The organism is Caulobacter sp. BE264 (assembly GCF_031457805.1).
Lineage (GTDB): Bacteria > Pseudomonadota > Alphaproteobacteria > Caulobacterales > Caulobacteraceae > Caulobacter.
Genome location: NZ_JAVDXI010000002.1, coordinates 379,914 through 395,769 on the forward strand (window position 1 = coordinate 379,914; position 15,856 = coordinate 395,769).

At 65.7% G+C, this 15,856-nt stretch carries 15 protein-coding genes and 1 pseudogene; 11 read left to right on the top strand and 5 right to left on the bottom strand.

Annotation, left to right across the window (positions count from 1 at the left end; translation table 11 throughout):
* Positions 1–121: 121 nt before the first annotated feature.
* Positions 122–2,149, top strand: a complete 2,028-nt coding sequence (locus tag J2X45_RS07100) for a phytase (RefSeq protein WP_310213062.1) — start codon at positions 122–124, stop codon at positions 2,147–2,149.
* Between the two features lie 181 nt (positions 2,150–2,330).
* Here the strand turns inward: J2X45_RS07100 and J2X45_RS07105 are convergent, their stop codons facing one another.
* The 3 genes from J2X45_RS07105 to J2X45_RS07115 are packed head-to-tail and all read right to left on the bottom strand — an operon-like array spanning position 2,331 to position 4,734.
* Positions 2,331–2,837 (bottom strand): hypothetical protein, encoded by a 507-nt coding sequence (locus J2X45_RS07105; RefSeq protein ID WP_310213065.1) that lies wholly within the window; start codon positions 2,835–2,837, stop codon positions 2,331–2,333.
* Between the two features lie 11 nt (positions 2,838–2,848).
* Entirely contained in the window at positions 2,849–4,192 is a 1,344-nt protein-coding gene (locus J2X45_RS07110) for an MFS transporter (RefSeq protein WP_310213067.1), read from the bottom strand.
* Positions 4,189–4,734, bottom strand: a complete 546-nt coding sequence (locus tag J2X45_RS07115) for a hypothetical protein (RefSeq protein WP_310213070.1) — start codon at positions 4,732–4,734, stop codon at positions 4,189–4,191. Before J2X45_RS07115 ends, J2X45_RS07110 begins: the two co-directional genes overlap by 4 nt.
* Positions 4,735–4,865: 131 nt before the next feature.
* On the opposite strand from J2X45_RS07115, the gene J2X45_RS07120 reads away from it, so the two are divergent.
* The 6 genes from J2X45_RS07120 to J2X45_RS07145 all read left to right on the top strand — a co-directional run bounded on the left by J2X45_RS07120 (position 4,866) and on the right by J2X45_RS07145 (position 10,534).
* On the top strand, positions 4,866–5,765 hold the full coding sequence (locus J2X45_RS07120; protein ID WP_310213073.1) for a LysR family transcriptional regulator: 900 nt from the start codon (positions 4,866–4,868) through the stop codon (positions 5,763–5,765).
* A gap of 188 nt (positions 5,766–5,953) precedes the next feature.
* Positions 5,954–6,118 carry a hypothetical protein gene (locus J2X45_RS07125; RefSeq protein ID WP_310213075.1) on the top strand — a complete coding sequence of 55 codons (165 nt, stop codon included), beginning with the start codon at positions 5,954–5,956 and terminating at the stop codon, positions 6,116–6,118.
* A 148-nt stretch (positions 6,119–6,266) separates the two neighbouring features.
* Entirely contained in the window at positions 6,267–6,647 is a 381-nt protein-coding gene (locus J2X45_RS07130) for a GntR family transcriptional regulator (protein WP_310213078.1), read from the top strand.
* Entirely contained in the window at positions 6,644–7,594 is a 951-nt protein-coding gene (locus J2X45_RS07135) for an ABC transporter ATP-binding protein (protein ID WP_310213081.1), read from the top strand. The genes J2X45_RS07130 and J2X45_RS07135 overlap by 4 nt, the downstream gene beginning before the upstream one ends.
* Positions 7,591–8,313 carry a hypothetical protein gene (locus tag J2X45_RS07140; protein WP_310213083.1) on the top strand — a complete coding sequence of 241 codons (723 nt, stop codon included), beginning with the start codon at positions 7,591–7,593 and terminating at the stop codon, positions 8,311–8,313. The genes J2X45_RS07135 and J2X45_RS07140 overlap by 4 nt, the downstream gene beginning before the upstream one ends.
* Before the next feature lie 274 nt (positions 8,314–8,587).
* Complete coding sequence (locus J2X45_RS07145) at positions 8,588–10,534, top strand: S9 family peptidase (RefSeq protein ID WP_310213086.1); 1,947 nt, start codon at positions 8,588–8,590, stop codon at positions 10,532–10,534.
* A 182-nt stretch (positions 10,535–10,716) separates the two neighbouring features.
* Here J2X45_RS07145 and J2X45_RS07150 read toward each other — a convergent pair.
* A pseudogene (locus J2X45_RS07150) lies at positions 10,717–10,977 on the bottom strand (transposase); the annotation flags it as partial.
* A gap of 360 nt (positions 10,978–11,337) precedes the next feature.
* Between J2X45_RS07150 and J2X45_RS07155 the strand changes: the two are divergent.
* Complete coding sequence (locus J2X45_RS07155) at positions 11,338–12,537, top strand: phage integrase central domain-containing protein (protein WP_310213088.1); 1,200 nt, start codon at positions 11,338–11,340, stop codon at positions 12,535–12,537.
* A 578-nt stretch (positions 12,538–13,115) separates the two neighbouring features.
* On the opposite strand, the gene J2X45_RS07160 is transcribed toward J2X45_RS07155, so the two are convergent.
* Positions 13,116–13,586, bottom strand: a complete 471-nt coding sequence (locus tag J2X45_RS07160) for a hypothetical protein (RefSeq protein WP_310213091.1) — start codon at positions 13,584–13,586, stop codon at positions 13,116–13,118.
* Between the two features lie 614 nt (positions 13,587–14,200).
* On the opposite strand from J2X45_RS07160, the gene J2X45_RS07165 reads away from it, so the two are divergent.
* The 3 genes from J2X45_RS07165 (at position 14,201) to J2X45_RS07175 (ending at position 15,814) form a co-directional block, all read left to right on the top strand.
* Positions 14,201–14,431: a hypothetical protein gene (locus J2X45_RS07165; RefSeq protein WP_310213094.1), complete on the top strand. Its 231-nt coding sequence runs from the start codon at positions 14,201–14,203 to the stop codon at positions 14,429–14,431.
* Positions 14,424–14,945: a hypothetical protein gene (locus J2X45_RS07170; RefSeq protein WP_310213096.1), complete on the top strand. Its 522-nt coding sequence runs from the start codon at positions 14,424–14,426 to the stop codon at positions 14,943–14,945. The genes J2X45_RS07165 and J2X45_RS07170 overlap by 8 nt, the downstream gene beginning before the upstream one ends.
* A gap of 407 nt (positions 14,946–15,352) precedes the next feature.
* Positions 15,353–15,814, top strand: a complete 462-nt coding sequence (locus tag J2X45_RS07175) for a MucR family transcriptional regulator (protein ID WP_310213099.1) — start codon at positions 15,353–15,355, stop codon at positions 15,812–15,814.
* Positions 15,815–15,856 lie beyond the last annotated feature (42 nt).

The window sequence follows — 15,856 nt, forward strand, 5'->3', positions numbered from 1 at the left end:
GAGCGACCGCACTTTAATGGCAGTTTGAATACAGCGGGCTGTTACAGAAACGACATGCACTGCGTCTAAAGCCGCGAGACCTGTCATTCGTCCCTACGGGACGGCGCGCGGCGAGGACGTGATGCACCGACTTATGCTGGCCGGCAGCCTGCTGGCCCTGAACCTGGCGTCCGCCGCCGCCGCCCAAAGCCCCGCTCCACCCCCCTCGGCGCCCATCAGCCGCGCCACGGCCCCGTTGGCGCAGGGCGGCGCGAATGGCGTGGTCTTCATTCCCGACGCCAAGCGTCCTGACGGCGGTGTGATCGTCGCCAGCGGCGAGCTGGGCGGTCTTCAGTTCTTCGGCCTCGACGGCCAAGCGCTGATGGCGGTTCCGGGCGGCGAGATCCAGGCGGTCGACGCGCGCGCCGACCAGCAGCGCACGCTGATCGCCGCCCTCGACAGCCAGGCTGGCCGCTTGCGCCTGTTCGCCCGCGACAACGCCAGCGGCGCCGTGACGCCGGTCGACGCCCGCGAGATCAAGCTCGGCTTCTCGGGCGAGGGCCTGTGCCTCTATCGCAGCGCGCGCGATAACGCGCTCTACGCCTATGCGATGGGCCGCAGCGGTGAGCTCGATCAGTGGCTGCTCTACCCCCTGGCGGATGGAAAGCTGGACGGCCGCGTCGTGCGCCGCCTCCGCCTGTCGTCGGAAGCCAAGTTCTGCGTCGCCGACGACAAGACGGGCGCGCTGTACGTCGCCCAGCAGGACGTCGGCGTCTGGCGCTACGACGCCGATCCCGAGGCCGAGCCGATCCCGGTCATTGTCGACATCAATCGCCTGGGCCGCATCGCCAGCGAGGTCGGCGGCCTCGCCCTGGTCGACGGCGGCCCGTCCGCCAGCTTCCTGATCGCCGCCAATACCGGCGCAGGCGACTACAATGTCTATGACCGCAACGCGCAGGATCGCTGGATTGGCGCGTTCCGGCTCGGCGGCGACGGTCCCGCGATCGAGGAGGCCGCCGGCCTGTTCGCGACCCGCGCGCCGATCGGGACCGCGTTCGCCGGCGGCGTCCTGCTGCTCGCCGACGACGCCAACAAGGACCCTGACGTCAAGGTCGTCAGCTGGGCTGAGGTCGCCAAGGCCCTGAACTTGCCGCTAGGCCAGGCTGGCGGAGCTCATCCCCCGAAGCAGCTGGCGCTCGTGCGCCCGACCATGGAGACCCAGCCGGTCAGCAACGACGGCGACGCCGCCGACGATCCGGCGATCTGGGTTCACCCCACCGACCCGGCCCAGAGCGTCATTATCGCCACCGACAAGAAGGGCGGCCTTCTGGTCTATGACCTTGCCGGCAAGCCGCTACAGTACCTGCCCGACGGCAAGATGAACAATGTCGACCTGCGCGACGGCTTCAAGCTGGGCGGCGAGACGGTGACCCTTGTCGCCGCCAGCGATCGCACCCGCCGCGCGATCGCGCTCTACACGCTGGATCCCAAGAACCGCCTGCTGACCAATGTCGCCGACGGCGTCCAGGCCAGCGGCCTTTCCGATCCCTACGGCCTGTGCCTCTACAAAGACCGCAAGGGCCGGGTCTCGGTGTTCGTCAGCGATCCCGACGGTCTGGTGCGGCAGTACAGCCTGACCGCCACCAAGTCCGGCAAGGTCGCCGCCAGGCCGGTGCGCGACGTCAAGTTCGGCACCCAGACCGAGGGCTGCGTCGCCGACGACGAGACCGGCGCGCTCTATGTCGCCGAAGAGGACGCAGCGCTCTGGAAGCTGGGCGCCGACGCCAGCGCCGGAACCGCCCGCAAGGCGATCGCCCGCATCGCCGACATGCCCGCGCTGAAGGCCGACCTGGAAGGGATCGGCCTCTACAAGCAGCCCAAGGGCAAGGGCTATCTGGTCCTGTCCAGCCAGGGCGACAACACCTACGCCGTGTTCCGCCGCGAGGGCGACAACGCCTATGTCGGCAGCTTTACGGTCGGCGCCGACGGAGAGACCGGCATCGACGGGATCTCGGAGACCGACGGCCTGGACGTCACCAGCGCCTCGCTCGGCGCAGGCCTGGAGTTCGGCGCCTTCGTCGCCCAAGACGGCCGCAACATCTCTCCGCCCCAGACCCAGAACTTCAAGCTGGTGCCCTGGTCGGCGATCGCGGCGAAGCTGGGGCTGTAGGAGCCGGGGCCACGGCGCTGCGCCAATAGCGGTCATCTGGATGCCTCCGAGAACTAGAGCATTTTTCGAGCGAAGTGGTTCCGGTTCGCGTGAAGAAAAATGGGCCAAACAAAAGATTAGAGCTCACGGCCTGACGCAGTCAGGTCGTGAGCTCTAGACGTTCGGCGATCGGGTCGGGCGGCTAGTCCACGGCGTCGGCCCACGCGGCGGCGCGGCGGGCGGCGACCTTGTCGAAGACCAGGCCGGAAGCCCGCATCTCCACCTCCACCGAGGCCGCGTAGGGGTTCGGCACGACCGCGTCCGCGAGCCCCACCCACTGGTTGCGATACTTGGCGCCCGCCAGCCGTTCGATCTTACTCAATTTGCCATCGCAGTCGAAATGGAAGTCGGCTTGGGTGAAGGTCAGGTCCTTGCCGCCGATGGCCAGCCCGACATAGGGGATGAGGCCCGAAGGGTTCGTGCGCGCATTGACCTGGAAGTAGCGCCACAAGGTTTCGCCCGTCGGGTCGGCGATCACCGCCATGTGGGGCTGGCCGAAGCTTTCGAAGACCTGTTGCTTGGTGGTGTGGCCCGGCTCCAGGCGCTGGAACCGACTGACCTCATTGACCGCCTGGGGACCGGCGTGAGTCGCGCAGCCGCTGAGCATGGCCGAGGCCAGGAGGACGGCGATGACGAGAACATTGTTCATGGTCGTCTCCTTCAGGCCGGGCGCGGGCGCGATCTGGGTGAATGCAGGGTGCTGAGCAGGCCGGCGGCCAGGGTCAGGACCGCACCGACGGCCAGGCCGATCCTTGGCGCGATCTCGACCGGCGCGGCGTTGAACAGCAGGGTCATGACGAGCACGCCGGTCGTCTGGCCGGTCAGGCGGGCCATGCCCTGCAGTCCGCCGGCGGCGCCGCTGCGGGCCTGCGGGGCGGACAGGAACATGTTGCGGTTGTTGGTGACTTGGAAGAGGCCGAAGCCCAGCCCGCACAGCATGACCATCGGCATGACGGTGACGGGGGCGCCGGCCAGCGGCCAGGCCGAGGCCGCAAACAAGCCCGCCGAGAGAAGGGCGCAGCCCGCCGCGCAGAGCCAGGCCGTCGAGCCCGGGCTCGCCAACCGGCCAGCGAAGGTCGCCGACACCGCCACCATCAGCGACCAGGGCGTGATATAGAGGCCGGTCGCTAGGGGCGTCAGGCCCAGTACGTGCTGCAGGTAGAACGGCAGGGCGACGAGGCCGGCGGCCTGGCCGGTGAAGCAGCAGATCGAGGCGATCACCGACAGGCGGAAAGACGGCGCCTGCAGCAGGTCGAGCGGGATGAGCGGCGAGGCCTTGGGCCGCTCGCGCTGGAGCAGGCTCCTGAAGCTGAGCGCCCCACCGGTCAGGAGCATAGCGGCGATGACCGGTTGGCGAGACAGAGCCTCCGCGCCCGCGATCAGTAGCGCGAAGGCGGTCATGTTCAACGCGATACTGACGAGGTCCAAACCGCGCGACGAGCCCGGCTTGGCCGGAAGGGCGCACGCCGCGCCCAGGACCAGCACGCCGATCGGCAGGTTCAACGCGAACAGCCAGGGCCAGCTGGTATAGGAAAGGACTAGCGCCCCGACTGAAGGGCCGGCGGCCGAAGTCAGGGCGATGACCAGGGCGTTCCAGCCGATGGCGTCGCCCAGCTTCTCGGGCGGCACGACCGTCCGCAGCAGGGCCACGCCCAGGGCCATGACCGCGGATGCGCCAAGGCCTTGGGCGAAGCGCGCGGCGACCAGCCAGCTCAAGGTCGGCGCGGTCGCACAGAGCCCGGAGGCCAGCGTGAACAGGGCCAAGCCGCCGATGAACACCCGCCGATAGCCCAGACTCTCGCCCAGGGCCGCGCAGGGTAGCAGCGCCATCACCAAGGCGGCCTGGTAGGCCGTCACGACGAGCACCGACGCGGCCGCAGTCACATGCAGCGAGCGCGACAGGGTCGGCAGCGCGACATTGACGATCGCCGCGTCCAGCACCACCAGCACAAGGGCCGCCAGCACCGAGCCGATCGCCAGTCTCTTGCCCAGCGTCCAGATCATGACGCGCGGATCGTCCAGACGCCGTCCCGCTCGACGAAGCGGGTGACCCGGCCCTCTTCCTTGTCTTCCTTGGTCAGGTCGCGCTCGGTGAAGCGGAAGAGCAAGGCGGGACCCGCCACGCACCGGGTGTCGTGGACGTCGCCAGGCAGGTAAGCCATGGCCTTGCCCGCGAACACCTGGGCCGCATCCCGGCGGACCAGGCGCACCCCGTGATCCTCAGCCTCAATCGGGGCGTAGGTACACATCTCCATATCGCCGCTCTGGACGCCGTAGAGCACCCAGCTGCGGCCATGGTCGTGGGGGCTGCGATAGAGGCCGGCGTCCTCGGCGTGGGCCAGCAGCACGAACCCGTGGTCGGGATCGCGATAGAGCTCCCGCCGGGCGGGACGGTCCTCTATCAAGGATGCCAGCCAAGGTTCGGTGGGCGCGGCCTGGAGAAGGGCCTCCAGGTGGGCGTGGCAATCGGCGACGACCTCCGTGGTTAGGGGCCCCCATGAGGTTCGGACGCGAGCGACGAAGGTTTCGAGGGCGTTCTGCGTCATAGGCTTTCCTTTCAGGCGCTGGGAAGCGTTGATGGAAAGCTAGTCGCGCCCCTGACCTGCCGGAACGCGCACTGTTCTCACTAAGTCATTGCGTTTGACGCCATGCTCGATGTGCATGCTAGGCTCCTCAAATGCAGATCCCCGATCTGAACCTGCTGGTGACGCTGGACGTGCTGTTAGCCGAGGGCAGCGTCACGCGGGCCGCCAAGCGCCTGCAGCTCAGCCCCTCCGCCATGAGCCGCGCGCTGGCGCGCTTGCGCGAGGTCACCGGCGACCCGCTGCTGGTGAGGGCCGGACGCGAGCTCGTGCCCACGCCTCGGGCCATCGCACTTCGCGACCATGTCGGCCAGTTGGTTCAGGACGCCCAGGCCGTTCTGCGGCCTGTCGAGGCGCTCGATCTCCTGCAGGTGAAACGCGCCTTCACCCTGCGCACCAGCGAGGGGTTCGTGGAGACTTTCGGACCGGCGCTGATCGAGCGGCTCGCAACCGACGCCCCTGGGATGCAGCTGCGCTTCGTCCAGAAGCCCGACAAGGACAGCAGGCCGCTCCGCGACGGCCTGATCGATCTGGAGACCGGAGTGGTGGAGGGTGACACCGGGCCCGAGCTACGCACCCAGGTGCTGTTCCGCGATCGCTACATCGGCGTCGTGCGCCTAGGGCACGCTCTGGCGACAGGCCCGATGACGCCGGCGCGTTACGCGTCCGAACGCCACGTGGCCGTGTCGCGCGATGCGCTGGCCAAGGGCCTGATCGACGATGCGCTGGCCCGCGACGGTGTCGTGCGCGAGGTCGTCACGATCGTGGGAGGGTTCGCCACGGCGATCTCCTTGGCCAGGTCCTCAGGCTTGGTCGCCACCGTCCCCGAGCGGCACACGGAAGGCCTGCGGGAGGGGCTGGTCAGCTTCGCCCTGCCCATGCCAGTAGCCGAGTTCTCGGTGTCGTTGCTCTGGCATCCGCGTATGGAGGCTGACCCCGCCCATCGCTGGCTGCGGGCCCGCGTGCGGGAGGTCTGCGCTGACCCGGCAGCCTAGGGTGTACGAGGAGCGGGACGCCGGAAGCGGCTGACTCCCGTCAGAAGCGCCAGGAGGGCAAGCAAGCCTGGAAGACTGGCTCCAGTCCGAAGGCGCCGCCGGTCAGCCAGCCTGGCGCGGCCTGGAAGCTTAGGATCAGCAGGCTGGGCTCGCTTTCGCCGCTAACGCGCCGGGAAGATACTTACGACGTGCTGTCGGATATCAAGATCACCGAAAACGAGGACGTTTTTGGTGCCCTCGTGGACGCCATCGAAGACAACGGCTGGGTCGAGCGCGACTTCTACGTTGGCGACAAGAGCCGACGCCTGAGCGGGGGGAGTTTATCAAGACGGTCAGCACGGACGCTGATCTGATCCGGATTCGGATCGGCCCGGAGGCGTACACCAAGGCCACGGAGATCGGCTTCCTCGACCGCGATCGTGGATCTTGCTGCGCAAAAGTGGTGTTGACCGCACCCAATTGGTGTACTAGTGAATTAGTACACCAATTGGACGCCCATCCTTGCATTTCTCCATCAACCCTTCGGACAGTCGCCCCATCTACGTCCAGATCGTGGACGAGGTGCGGCGTGGCATGGCCGCTGGCGCGCTGGTCAGCGGAGATCCTCTGCCGTCCGTTCGCCAGTTGGCCGCCAACTTGAAGGTCAATCCCAACACGGTGGCCCAAGCCTACCGCGAACTAGAGCGCGAGGGGCTGGCCTATGTGCAGCGCGGTCAGGGCACCTTCGTCGGATCGGCGCGACAGATCGACGACGATCGCACAGCACTGGCCCATGAACTCGCGCAACGCTCGCTGGTAGAGGCCGCGCGCCTCGGCCTGAACCCGGAACAGTTCATTCAGGCGATCCGTACGGTCGCCGCCTCGAAAGCCCCGCTCAAATGACCATGCCTCATGTCGCCATGGACCCGCCCTTGCGCGATCCGGCGAGCGGCGACGGCGGCTTCGCCGTCGCGACCCGCGCCCTGTCCAAACGCTATGGGCGCTCGACCGCGCTGACGGATATCGATCTCCTGGTCCCCCAAGGCGCCGTTTACATGCTGGCGGGCGAGAACGGAGCCGGGAAATCCACCCTGCTGCGCCTTCTGCTGAACCTGGAGCGGCCGACCGGCGGCCAGGCCGAGGTCGCGGGCCTTACGGCCGACCAGCACGGCGCCCGCGTTCGTGCTCGCGTCGGGTATGTGCCGGAAGACTTCGGCATGGGCCCGCGCTGGATGACCATCGGGCGCTGTTTCGCCGAGCTGGCCGTCTACTTTCCGGCCTGGGACGCTGAGTACGCCGCCGCTCTGTGTCGGCGCCTCGACGTCGATGTCTCGCGACGGATCGGACAGTTGTCCAAAGGGCAGGCGCGGCGCGCGCAGATCGTCGCCGCCCTGGCGCACCGCCCGCCGGTATTGCTGCTGGACGAGCCCAGCGACGGCCTGGACCCGGCAGCGCGCGACACGGTGCTGGAGCTGATCTCGGATCACCTGTCCCAGACCGGCTGCACCATTCTGGCGTCCACGCACCTGATCTACGAGCTGGACGCCCTGGCCGATCAGGTCGGGGTTCTGTCGCAGGGGCGTCTGACGGCGCAGATGTCGCGCGACGCCCTGCGCGAGACCCTGAAAAGCTATCGCATTCGCGGTCCCGAAGGCTGGGAGACCGCGCCCAACATTCCCGGCGTCCTGCATCGCGGTCAGTTTGGTCGCGAGCACAACTGGGTCATCCGCGGCGACAAGGCCGACATCGTCGGACGCATCGCCCAATCCGGCGGCGAGGTCAGGGAAATCGCCCCGCTCAATCTCCACGACGCTGTCGTCCATCTGTTGCGCCAGGGAGCGACGTCATGAACGCCAATATCCGCCACGAACCGCCCAGCACGGACGCCGTCCTCCAACTGCAGCTCAGAAAAGTCGGCCGTATCCTGCGTCCCGAGCTGATCGGCCTGGCCGTGCTGCTCAGCCCCACGCTCATCCTGGCCCTGGCTCTGCTGATGCGCCGCGACGCCTCCCTAGACTATCCCCTCGAACTCAATTTCCTCCTGTCCACAGGGGCGTTCCTTCTGCCCTTCAGACTCTGGAATGAAGCGCGGCTTTTCGGTCGCGGCGACTTCCAGGTCATGCCCGTCGAGCGTCGCAGGCATGTCCTGATCGGCGTCGGCGCCGGCGCGGTCTGGGCCCTGGGCCTGACCGCCGGCATCGTCCTGCTCTTCAACCTCCTGGCGCTCGCGGCGGGTTCGCGGACGATCGGGAGCAGCGCCTGGCAGTGGCTGGTTCCGCTAGGCGGTGTGGCGGCTGCCTATCTGCTGGGTAGCGGCGTGGTCCTGGCTGTGAGACATTCCCTGCGCTGGACCGGCGGCGTGGTCTTGGCCTGCGTGGTACTTTCGGCCCTCGACCTCAGCGCTCCCTTTGAACCGTTGGCTCACGCGGTCTTCCGCGGCGATCTGGGGCTGGAGCGCGTCCTGAGCGGCGGCGCCTCGAGCCTGACCTGGGTCATGGCGCTTATGCTCTGGTTCGCTCTGGGCCTGATCGCGGTCGCCCTAGCCTCCCTGCGTCACCGAGAGGGCTGAGAGTGACATCCCTGACTTATGACGCCCGGGCTGGACCGCTGTTTGCCCCCTCCAGGCCGTCGCCGTAGCGCCGCCGCCTTCCGATCTCCAACGTCTGCCTGCTGATCGACCGGGCGGCATCGTGCCGCCCTGCACGATCCCGCTTGCCCTAGCACCCGCCGGGATCCTCGGCGGCTTCTCAGCGCGAGCCCGTGGCCCGTGACCGGCCTCGTCGTCGCCATGCAGCGGCGGCGGCGAGGCGCCTGACTTCCTCTCCCTTCATTCGAGGTTTCCCATGACACGCTCAAAAGCGCGCCTTTCCGCATGCCTGGTGTCCAGCATTGTCCTGGCGCTGGCCATGGCGCCCGCCGCCGTCTCAGCGCCCGCCGCTGGGGCCTCGGCGGTCCGGTCCGCGACCTACAGCGCCGCACAATTCTTCGAGACGATCGACTATCGGTTGGCCGGCGGCTCTGGTCTCGCCTTCTCGCACGACGGGCGGTTCGTTCTCACGACCAGCGACCGATCAGGTGTTTACAACGCCTACGCCGTCCCGGTGCAAGGCGGAGCGCCCATCGCGCTGACAACCTCGACCACCAACACGACCCAAGCTCTGAGCTGGTTCCCCAAGGACGGGCGCATTCTCGTGATCTCGGATAAGGGCGGCGACGAACGCGCCCGTCTCTATGTCCGTGAACTGGACGGCAGCCTGCGCGACCTGACGCCGGAAGGTCGGATCACGTCGGACCTTGTGGGCTGGAGCGGCGATCGGTCCACGATGTGGATCGCCTCTACGGCGCCGGATCGTCGCGCCCCGGACATTTTCGCGGTCGATCCGGCGACCTATGAGAGTCGGCTGCTGTTCCAGAACCCCGGCATGTTGATCGAAGCCATTTCGCCCGACGGACGCTGGGTGGCTCTCCGCCGGCAATCTGGCTCGGCAGACAGCGACGTCTATCTCGCCGACCTGTCCGACGGAGGCAAACCGCGCTTGATCACGCCTCATGAGGGAATGGTCCGTCACCAAGTCTACGACTTCACGCCAGACTCTTCGGCGCTGATTTTCGGTTCCGACGCTGAGGGAGAATTTGGACGGACCTATCGCTACACCTTGGCCAGTGGCGCGGTCGCCGAGGATCTAAAGGGCGACTGGGACGTCACCGCCGCCCAATTTTCCCCGTCGGGCCGCTATCGGGTGTCAGCCTTCAACGCCGACGCCCGAACGGAAATGAGCGTCACCGACATGAAGACCGGGGCGCCGATCGATCTAAAAGACCTCCCGATTGGCGATATCGGCGCGGTGCGCTTCCGTGCGGACGAAAAGCAGGTCGTCTTTACGGTGTCGTCCTCCACCTCGCCGGCGGATGTGTTCGTCGCCGACCTGAAAACCGGAAAGACCCGACGGCTGACCCGGGCGCTGAACCCCGCGATGAAGGAAAGCGACCTCGTCGAGGCCGTGGTCATTCGCTATCAAGGTGAGGGCGGCGTGACGATCCCGGCCAACCTCTATCGCCCCAAGGGTGCGACCGCCTCCGCGCCGGTCCCCGGCGTGGTGATGGTCCATGGCGGGCCAGGCGGACAAGCGCGCCGGGACTATTCGGCGATCATCCAGCATCTGGTCAATCACGGCTATGCGGTTCTGGCGGTCAACAATCGAGGCTCGTCGGGCTACGGCAAGACCTTTTTCCGGATGGACAACCGGGCGCACGGCGAGGCCGACCTGCGCGACGTGATCGCCGGCGGCCAATGGCTGCGCGACCAGGACTGGATCACCGATGACAAGGTTGCGGTCATGGGCGGATCCTATGGCGGCTACTTGGCCCTGGCCGCCATGACCTTCCATCCTCAGTCATTCGAGGCGGCGATCGACATTTTCGGCGTCACCAACTGGACCCGCACCCTGAATGAGGCCGCGCGCCTGCCTGAATCTCGGCGCACGGCTCTCTACGACGAGATGGGCGATCCCGCGACCGACGCCGAGCGTCACCGGCGTATCTCGCCGCTGTTTCATGCCGCGAATATCGTCAAGCCGCTGCTGGTGATGCAGGGCGCGAACGACCCCCGCGTCCTCAAGATCGAAAGCGACGAGCTCGTCGCCGCGGTGAAGGCTAACGGGACACCGGTCGAATATGTGGTCTTTCCCGACGAAGGGCACGGCTTCCGGAAACGCGAAAACCGGATCAAGGCGCAGGAAACCTACCTGAAATTCCTGGATCGCTACGTGCGTTCGCTGACCTGCCCCTGAACTTTCACCCAGTGGCGACTAGAGTCTCCAGGTTGGTTACGCCGTCTGGCGCGGTGGAAGCAACAGGCCGGCGCGCGGAGCTTAGCGACGGCGCAGCGGGACGGCCTGTTGCGATCAGGTGCGCGGCATAGGCCGCGGGGGTCTGGTAGCCGATCGACGAGTGCGGGCGGCGGGCCCTACCATTTTTTCGACAGCAGCTCCTGCAGCGCCGCCTTGTCCAGCATGGCGTCGGCCAGCAGCCGCTTGAGCTTGGCGTTCTCGTCCTCCAGCGTCCGCAGCCGCTGAGCCTCCGACACGCTCATCCCGCCGAACTTGGCCTTCCAGGCGTAGATCGTGCCTTCCGAAACCCCATGCTTGCGGGCCAGCTCGCCCGCCTTGGCCCCAGCCTCGTTCTCCCGAAGAATCCCGATGATCTGCTCTTCGGTAAATCTCGCTCGCTTCACGTCCGTCCTCTCAAGGTTCGGACTCTAGCGCCGCGTGGAGGAAATTCTCAGGGGCAGGTCAGTTTGCAGGGATTGTGTGGCGGTGAGAGAGTCCGCCAAACCAGTAGTCCCATACCGCATCATACGTGCCCGCCGCGCCCCATTATCCATCTGATTACATAGAGAAATCTAGAACGACGCTCCCGCGTTGTCTCTCGACGTCCCATCAAATTTCAGGTACAAAACAGGACCGAAAGTGGGGCCCAAAGTGGGGCCGAAATTGGAGTGCGGCCGATTTCGTCAGGACGACAGACCGGGGTTGCCCGAAGTGGGGCCGAGGGACTGTTTGAAAGTGGGGCCGGCCTAAGTTGGAGGTTTGGTATGGGACGATCACTCCACAAACTGACCGCGATCCAAGCGGCGAAGCTGAAGGTGCCCGGTCGGCATTCCGACGGCGGCGGTCTGTACCTTTCGATCGATGACAGCGGCCGGCGACGCTGGGTGTTCATCTACACGCGCGGGGGTAGGCGCACGGAATTGGGCCTGGGCGGCGGACGCGATCTGTCGCTCGCCAACGCCCGCGTCGAGGCGGCAGCGTTCCGGGCCATGCTCGCGGACGGCCTCGATCCCAAGGTCGAGCGCGCGAAGGACGACCAGGCACAGACCTTCGGCGCCTGTGCCGACGCCTATGTCGAGGCGATGCGACCGTCATGGCGAAACGAGAAGCACGCCGCGCAGTGGAAGATGACCTTGACCAAGTACGCGGCCCCTATCCGTGAGCGACCGGTCAACGAACTCACCACCCAGGATATCTTGGACGTGCTGCAACCCCTATGGACGCGTACGCCGGAAACCGCCGAACGCCTGCGTGGCCGGATGGAGAACGTATTGGACGCCGCCAAGGCCAAAGGTTTGCGTACAGGCGAGAACCCGGCTCGTTGGCGCGGCCACCTCAACCAGCTACTACCCAAGCGCCAGAGATTGGCGCGCGGCCATCATGCCGCGCTGGCCTACGATCTAGTCCCCGACTTCATGGCTAATCTGCGCACGCGCAGCGCCGTCGCGGCACGCGCGCTGGAGTTCGCGATCCTGACGGCTTCCCGTTCTGGCGAGGTGCTGGGCGCGACATGGAGCGAGATCGATCTGGACAAGAAGGTTTGGGTCATACCGGCGATGCGCATGAAGGCCGGAAGGGAGCACCGCGTGCCGCTATCGGCTCGCGCAATGGAGATTGTCGAAGCGCAGTTTGACGACGGCAAGGGCTACGTGTTCGCCGGGCCGCAGCCTGGAAAACCTCTGTCGTCTATGGCGATGGCGATGCTCCTTCGGCGCATGAAGTCAGACATCACCGTCCATGGCTTCCGCTCTACGTTCCGCGACTGGGCGTCGGAGACGACGGGTTTCTCGCATGAGGTTTGCGAAATGGCGCTGGCTCACACCATCGCCAACAAGGCCGAGGCGGCTTACCGGCGCGGCGACCTGTTCGATAAGCGGCGTAAGCTAATGGAGGCCTGGACGGGTTATTGCGCCGCTCAGAAAGCCGACAAGGTCGTGCAATTACGCCGGGGTAGAGCGGACTGAACTGACGATCCATTTGGCTTTCAAGGTAGAGGGCGCCATCACACAGGACGGCCAGCGCCAGACATCTGCTCAGTCGGCGCCACGCCGATGGACGCGCGCGAGCGGACGTTGGCAACTTCGGAGAAGGGTGGCTTTTGGACGCGATACTTTGGCGCTTAAATTCCAGATGACATCAGGCAAATCAGAAACCCAAACATCGCGACTAAGGCTAATCCCGTATATATTCTGGACCTCTTTAACAGGTCACCATCGGGGAAAAGCGATTTGTACTTCTCTATAACGCGGTTCCGCCTGGACGGATACCATACATATATTGACTCTTGCTCGGAGGGTGGATCGCTTTGATTTATCTGTCGAACAATTTCGTAAACAATGGCGTTCGCGCGCCAACATGCGTACATCGCCGCTGCGAAGCAGGTGGCGGCCAAGGCCAACGGAATGATTACTGAGGGCATTGAGACCTAGCTCTACCGCATGTTCCGGAAGTTAAAAGAGGCATTAGCCAACGTTGAACATGTGACGGGTTTGCTCGTCGTGAGCGGACGTTCCAAACTTCTCAGAAGGGTGGAAGTTGGACCTTAGAGCCAGCGCCGGAGCCAGGAAGGCTTGGATTGTCGCGCTCGCCATCTCATCGCCCGACGCGCGATGATCGGAGCAATGTGATCGTAGCTGTTCCACGTATCAGGAACCTCGTAGAGGTTAGCAACTCGCGGAAATGCCTTCCCGTAGTCCGACAGGTATGAGGCTGCGCCCGAGGCCAGATTCCTATCGGCGCGATAGTAGTCAGCCGCGAAGGCGTTTCCTTCGTCGCTCAAATCTTCGTCGGTGAACTTCTCATCGCACGTCTGAATGAACCAGTGACCCGGTGTCAAAGCTCGCGCCTTCAGAGCATTGGTCGCTTCCGTACTATCGACTTCATGCAGTTCTCCGCCCATGCCGTTGAGCACGCACCAAGCGACGAACATCGCGATATGTGTCGCTCCAGCCTCATCGGGCAGACCGGAAGGAAAATCGCCTCCGTAGTGCCACGAGGCGTCATCATACTTCATGCAACTACTCCACCATCCCGGTAGTGAAGACCGACGTTGTCATCTGCGCAAGCAGACCTCCACCATGGCGGCTCAGGGTCGAGAGCGGGATTCGGCGTCCCGGCGATAAACAGGCCTTCAAGGTGTCCATCGGCGTGGCGCTGAGCGCCAGTCGGCTGGCGTTCTCTATTCAAGGAGCGCCTATTGGTAGGCGGAGCGCGGCTTAAGCCGCACGCCGAGCCCCAGCCTGGCGGAGAGCGGCCGGTCAAGGGGGCGCGAAGCGCATCGCCATCGGCGACGGCGTAGCCGCCCTTGAGGGGGCGATCTCCGTCAGGCCCTATCCTGTTCTTTCTTCCATGCGAAAGCCGGCCGGGTCAGCGATCCAATGATTGATCGCCGATCTTCGAAGAAGATCACCCAGAGGCGCACGGGCTGATCGTTCGGGCCGTCCGCGACCTCGCCAAGCTTGGCGCGCCAAAATGAACCGCCGGGCGCCAAAGCGACGTGCCCGAGCCGACTGGCTGTTGCGCCGCCATGGAAGACTTTGGCTGCTCGACCCCTCGCAGTGGTGGCGTTGCCAATACCGGCGCCTGTGGCGCGGCCAGGGCTTTGATCCGCACAATAGCCAGCAGGTAATGTCTTATGCCGTGATGGCCCTGCGCGGCGACACGCGAGACGTGTTCCTGCTGAGCTGCGTCCAGGCGCTCGATTACGCCCTGATCAGCCGTCACCTGGGCCTAACGGTTGAAGTCGTCCAGGCGCACATGGCCTCGGCGCTCTGCCAGGTCACTTCAACCATCGACTTGATCGAGCGCGCCCGCCCCCGACGCGCCGCCGCGTCTAGCTTGGAGGATCGCCATGTCTGACAGCAAGGATGACCCCTTCGCCGTCTCCCGCCGCGTCTTGATCGGGGCGGCCAGCGCCACGCCGATCCTGGCCAGCGTTGGCGCTGCCTCGCCGCCCGATGACGTCACGGCGCGGTGCGACGAATGGCTGGCGCTCGACGCCGAGATCGACCGGCTGTTGTCGCGCTGGTCGGATCTGGAGAACGCGCTCGTGAAGGAAAGGCGGTGGCGTGAGATGACACCCGATCAGCGTGAGGCCTTGTCGCCCACTGAAGAAATGGACGCCATCGACAAGCAGGTGAAGGGGCTGTTTGAGCACCGACGCCAAGGGCTCGACGCCCTCCCGGCCCTGGTCGCGCGTGACATGCGAGGTGTCGCCAGCAAGCTTCAGGTCGCCGTAAAGGTCATGGACCATGAACGCGGCGACGGCTTTGAGTTGTTTAAGGGCGCGGTGGCCGAGATGCAGCACGTCCGATGCGCCCATTGCGGCGCACCGATTGTCGAAAGTCGCCCGCCGCCGCCGAACGCAAAATGACCCCAATCGCGCCGTTGCAAAGCCTCTCTGTCCCACCAATTTAAAGTTCGACAGCGAGACAAGCCGGTCTTCCCCCGCCGGCCCCCGCGTCCCAAAGCGCAGCGCTCGTGCTCTCCCCCGGCACGAGCGCTGTTCGCATTTTGGGGCGGCCCTCCAGTCAGAACTCCCGTGCCTGCGGCAAGGACGCCAGACAGTCCGACGGCCCTCAAGGGTGCGCGCTTCGCGCGCCTCGCTGCGCGACGGCAAGCCGCCCTTGACCGCCATCGGCCCGCCCGGCCAGGGCTCGGCATGCACTTAAGGAAGGTTCTGGTTCTTGGCCCAGAGTTAGCGTGGCTGAAGCGTTGGTTGTTAACTTCCCGAGTCAGTGCGACGGTCCTGCTCTTATTTGCGAAGTGAAGGGCTGCACTATGGATGAGAAGAACGCCGCGATGATCGGTTTGACCGCTGATGTGGTCGCCGCCTTTGTCGGCAACAACACCGTCGCGGTCGCGGATCTGCCGAACCTGATCAAGACTGTTCACGCCGCCCTGTCCGGCGCCGAGGCCCCGGCGCTTGAAGCGGCCGAGGAAACCGTCAAGCTGACCGCCGGCCAGATCCGCAAGAGCATTACGCCCGACGCCCTGATCAGCTTTCTCGACGGAAAGCCCTACAAGACCTTGAAGCGCCATCTGACCACGCACGGCGTGACGATCGCCGAGTACAAGGCCAGGTTCGGACTGCCCAACGACTACCCGACCACGGCGCCGGCCTACAGCGAAGCGCGTAGCGCGATGGCTAAGGCGCTCGGTCTTGGGCAAGGCGGTCGCAAAGCCAAGGCGCCAGCTAAGGCGCCAACCAAGACCACGAAGGCTCGCGCCAAAAGCGCCTAGGCGGCCACGACCATCAGGTCGCCGGCCTCTCGGCGGCCTGAT

Excerpts from the sequence above, each read along its gene's own strand:
- J2X45_RS07100 (WP_310213062.1), top strand. The coding sequence starts at position 122 with ATGCACCGACTTATGCTGGCCGGCAGCCTGCTGGCCCTGAACCTGGCG.
- J2X45_RS07105 (WP_310213065.1), bottom strand. The coding sequence starts at position 2,837 with ATGAACAATGTTCTCGTCATCGCCGTCCTCCTGGCCTCGGCCATGCTC.
- J2X45_RS07110 (WP_310213067.1), bottom strand. The coding sequence starts at position 4,192 with ATGATCTGGACGCTGGGCAAGAGACTGGCGATCGGCTCGGTGCTGGCG.
- J2X45_RS07115 (WP_310213070.1), bottom strand. The coding sequence starts at position 4,734 with ATGACGCAGAACGCCCTCGAAACCTTCGTCGCTCGCGTCCGAACCTCA.
- J2X45_RS07120 (WP_310213073.1), top strand. The coding sequence starts at position 4,866 with ATGCAGATCCCCGATCTGAACCTGCTGGTGACGCTGGACGTGCTGTTA.
- J2X45_RS07135 (WP_310213081.1), top strand. The coding sequence starts at position 6,644 with ATGACCATGCCTCATGTCGCCATGGACCCGCCCTTGCGCGATCCGGCG.
- J2X45_RS07140 (WP_310213083.1), top strand. The coding sequence starts at position 7,591 with ATGAACGCCAATATCCGCCACGAACCGCCCAGCACGGACGCCGTCCTC.
- J2X45_RS07145 (WP_310213086.1), top strand. The coding sequence starts at position 8,588 with ATGACACGCTCAAAAGCGCGCCTTTCCGCATGCCTGGTGTCCAGCATT.
- J2X45_RS07155 (WP_310213088.1), top strand. The coding sequence starts at position 11,338 with ATGGGACGATCACTCCACAAACTGACCGCGATCCAAGCGGCGAAGCTG.
- J2X45_RS07160 (WP_310213091.1), bottom strand. The coding sequence starts at position 13,586 with ATGAAGTATGATGACGCCTCGTGGCACTACGGAGGCGATTTTCCTTCC.
- J2X45_RS07165 (WP_310213094.1), top strand. The coding sequence starts at position 14,201 with ATGTCTTATGCCGTGATGGCCCTGCGCGGCGACACGCGAGACGTGTTC.
- J2X45_RS07170 (WP_310213096.1), top strand. The coding sequence starts at position 14,424 with ATGTCTGACAGCAAGGATGACCCCTTCGCCGTCTCCCGCCGCGTCTTG.
- J2X45_RS07175 (WP_310213099.1), top strand. The coding sequence starts at position 15,353 with ATGGATGAGAAGAACGCCGCGATGATCGGTTTGACCGCTGATGTGGTC.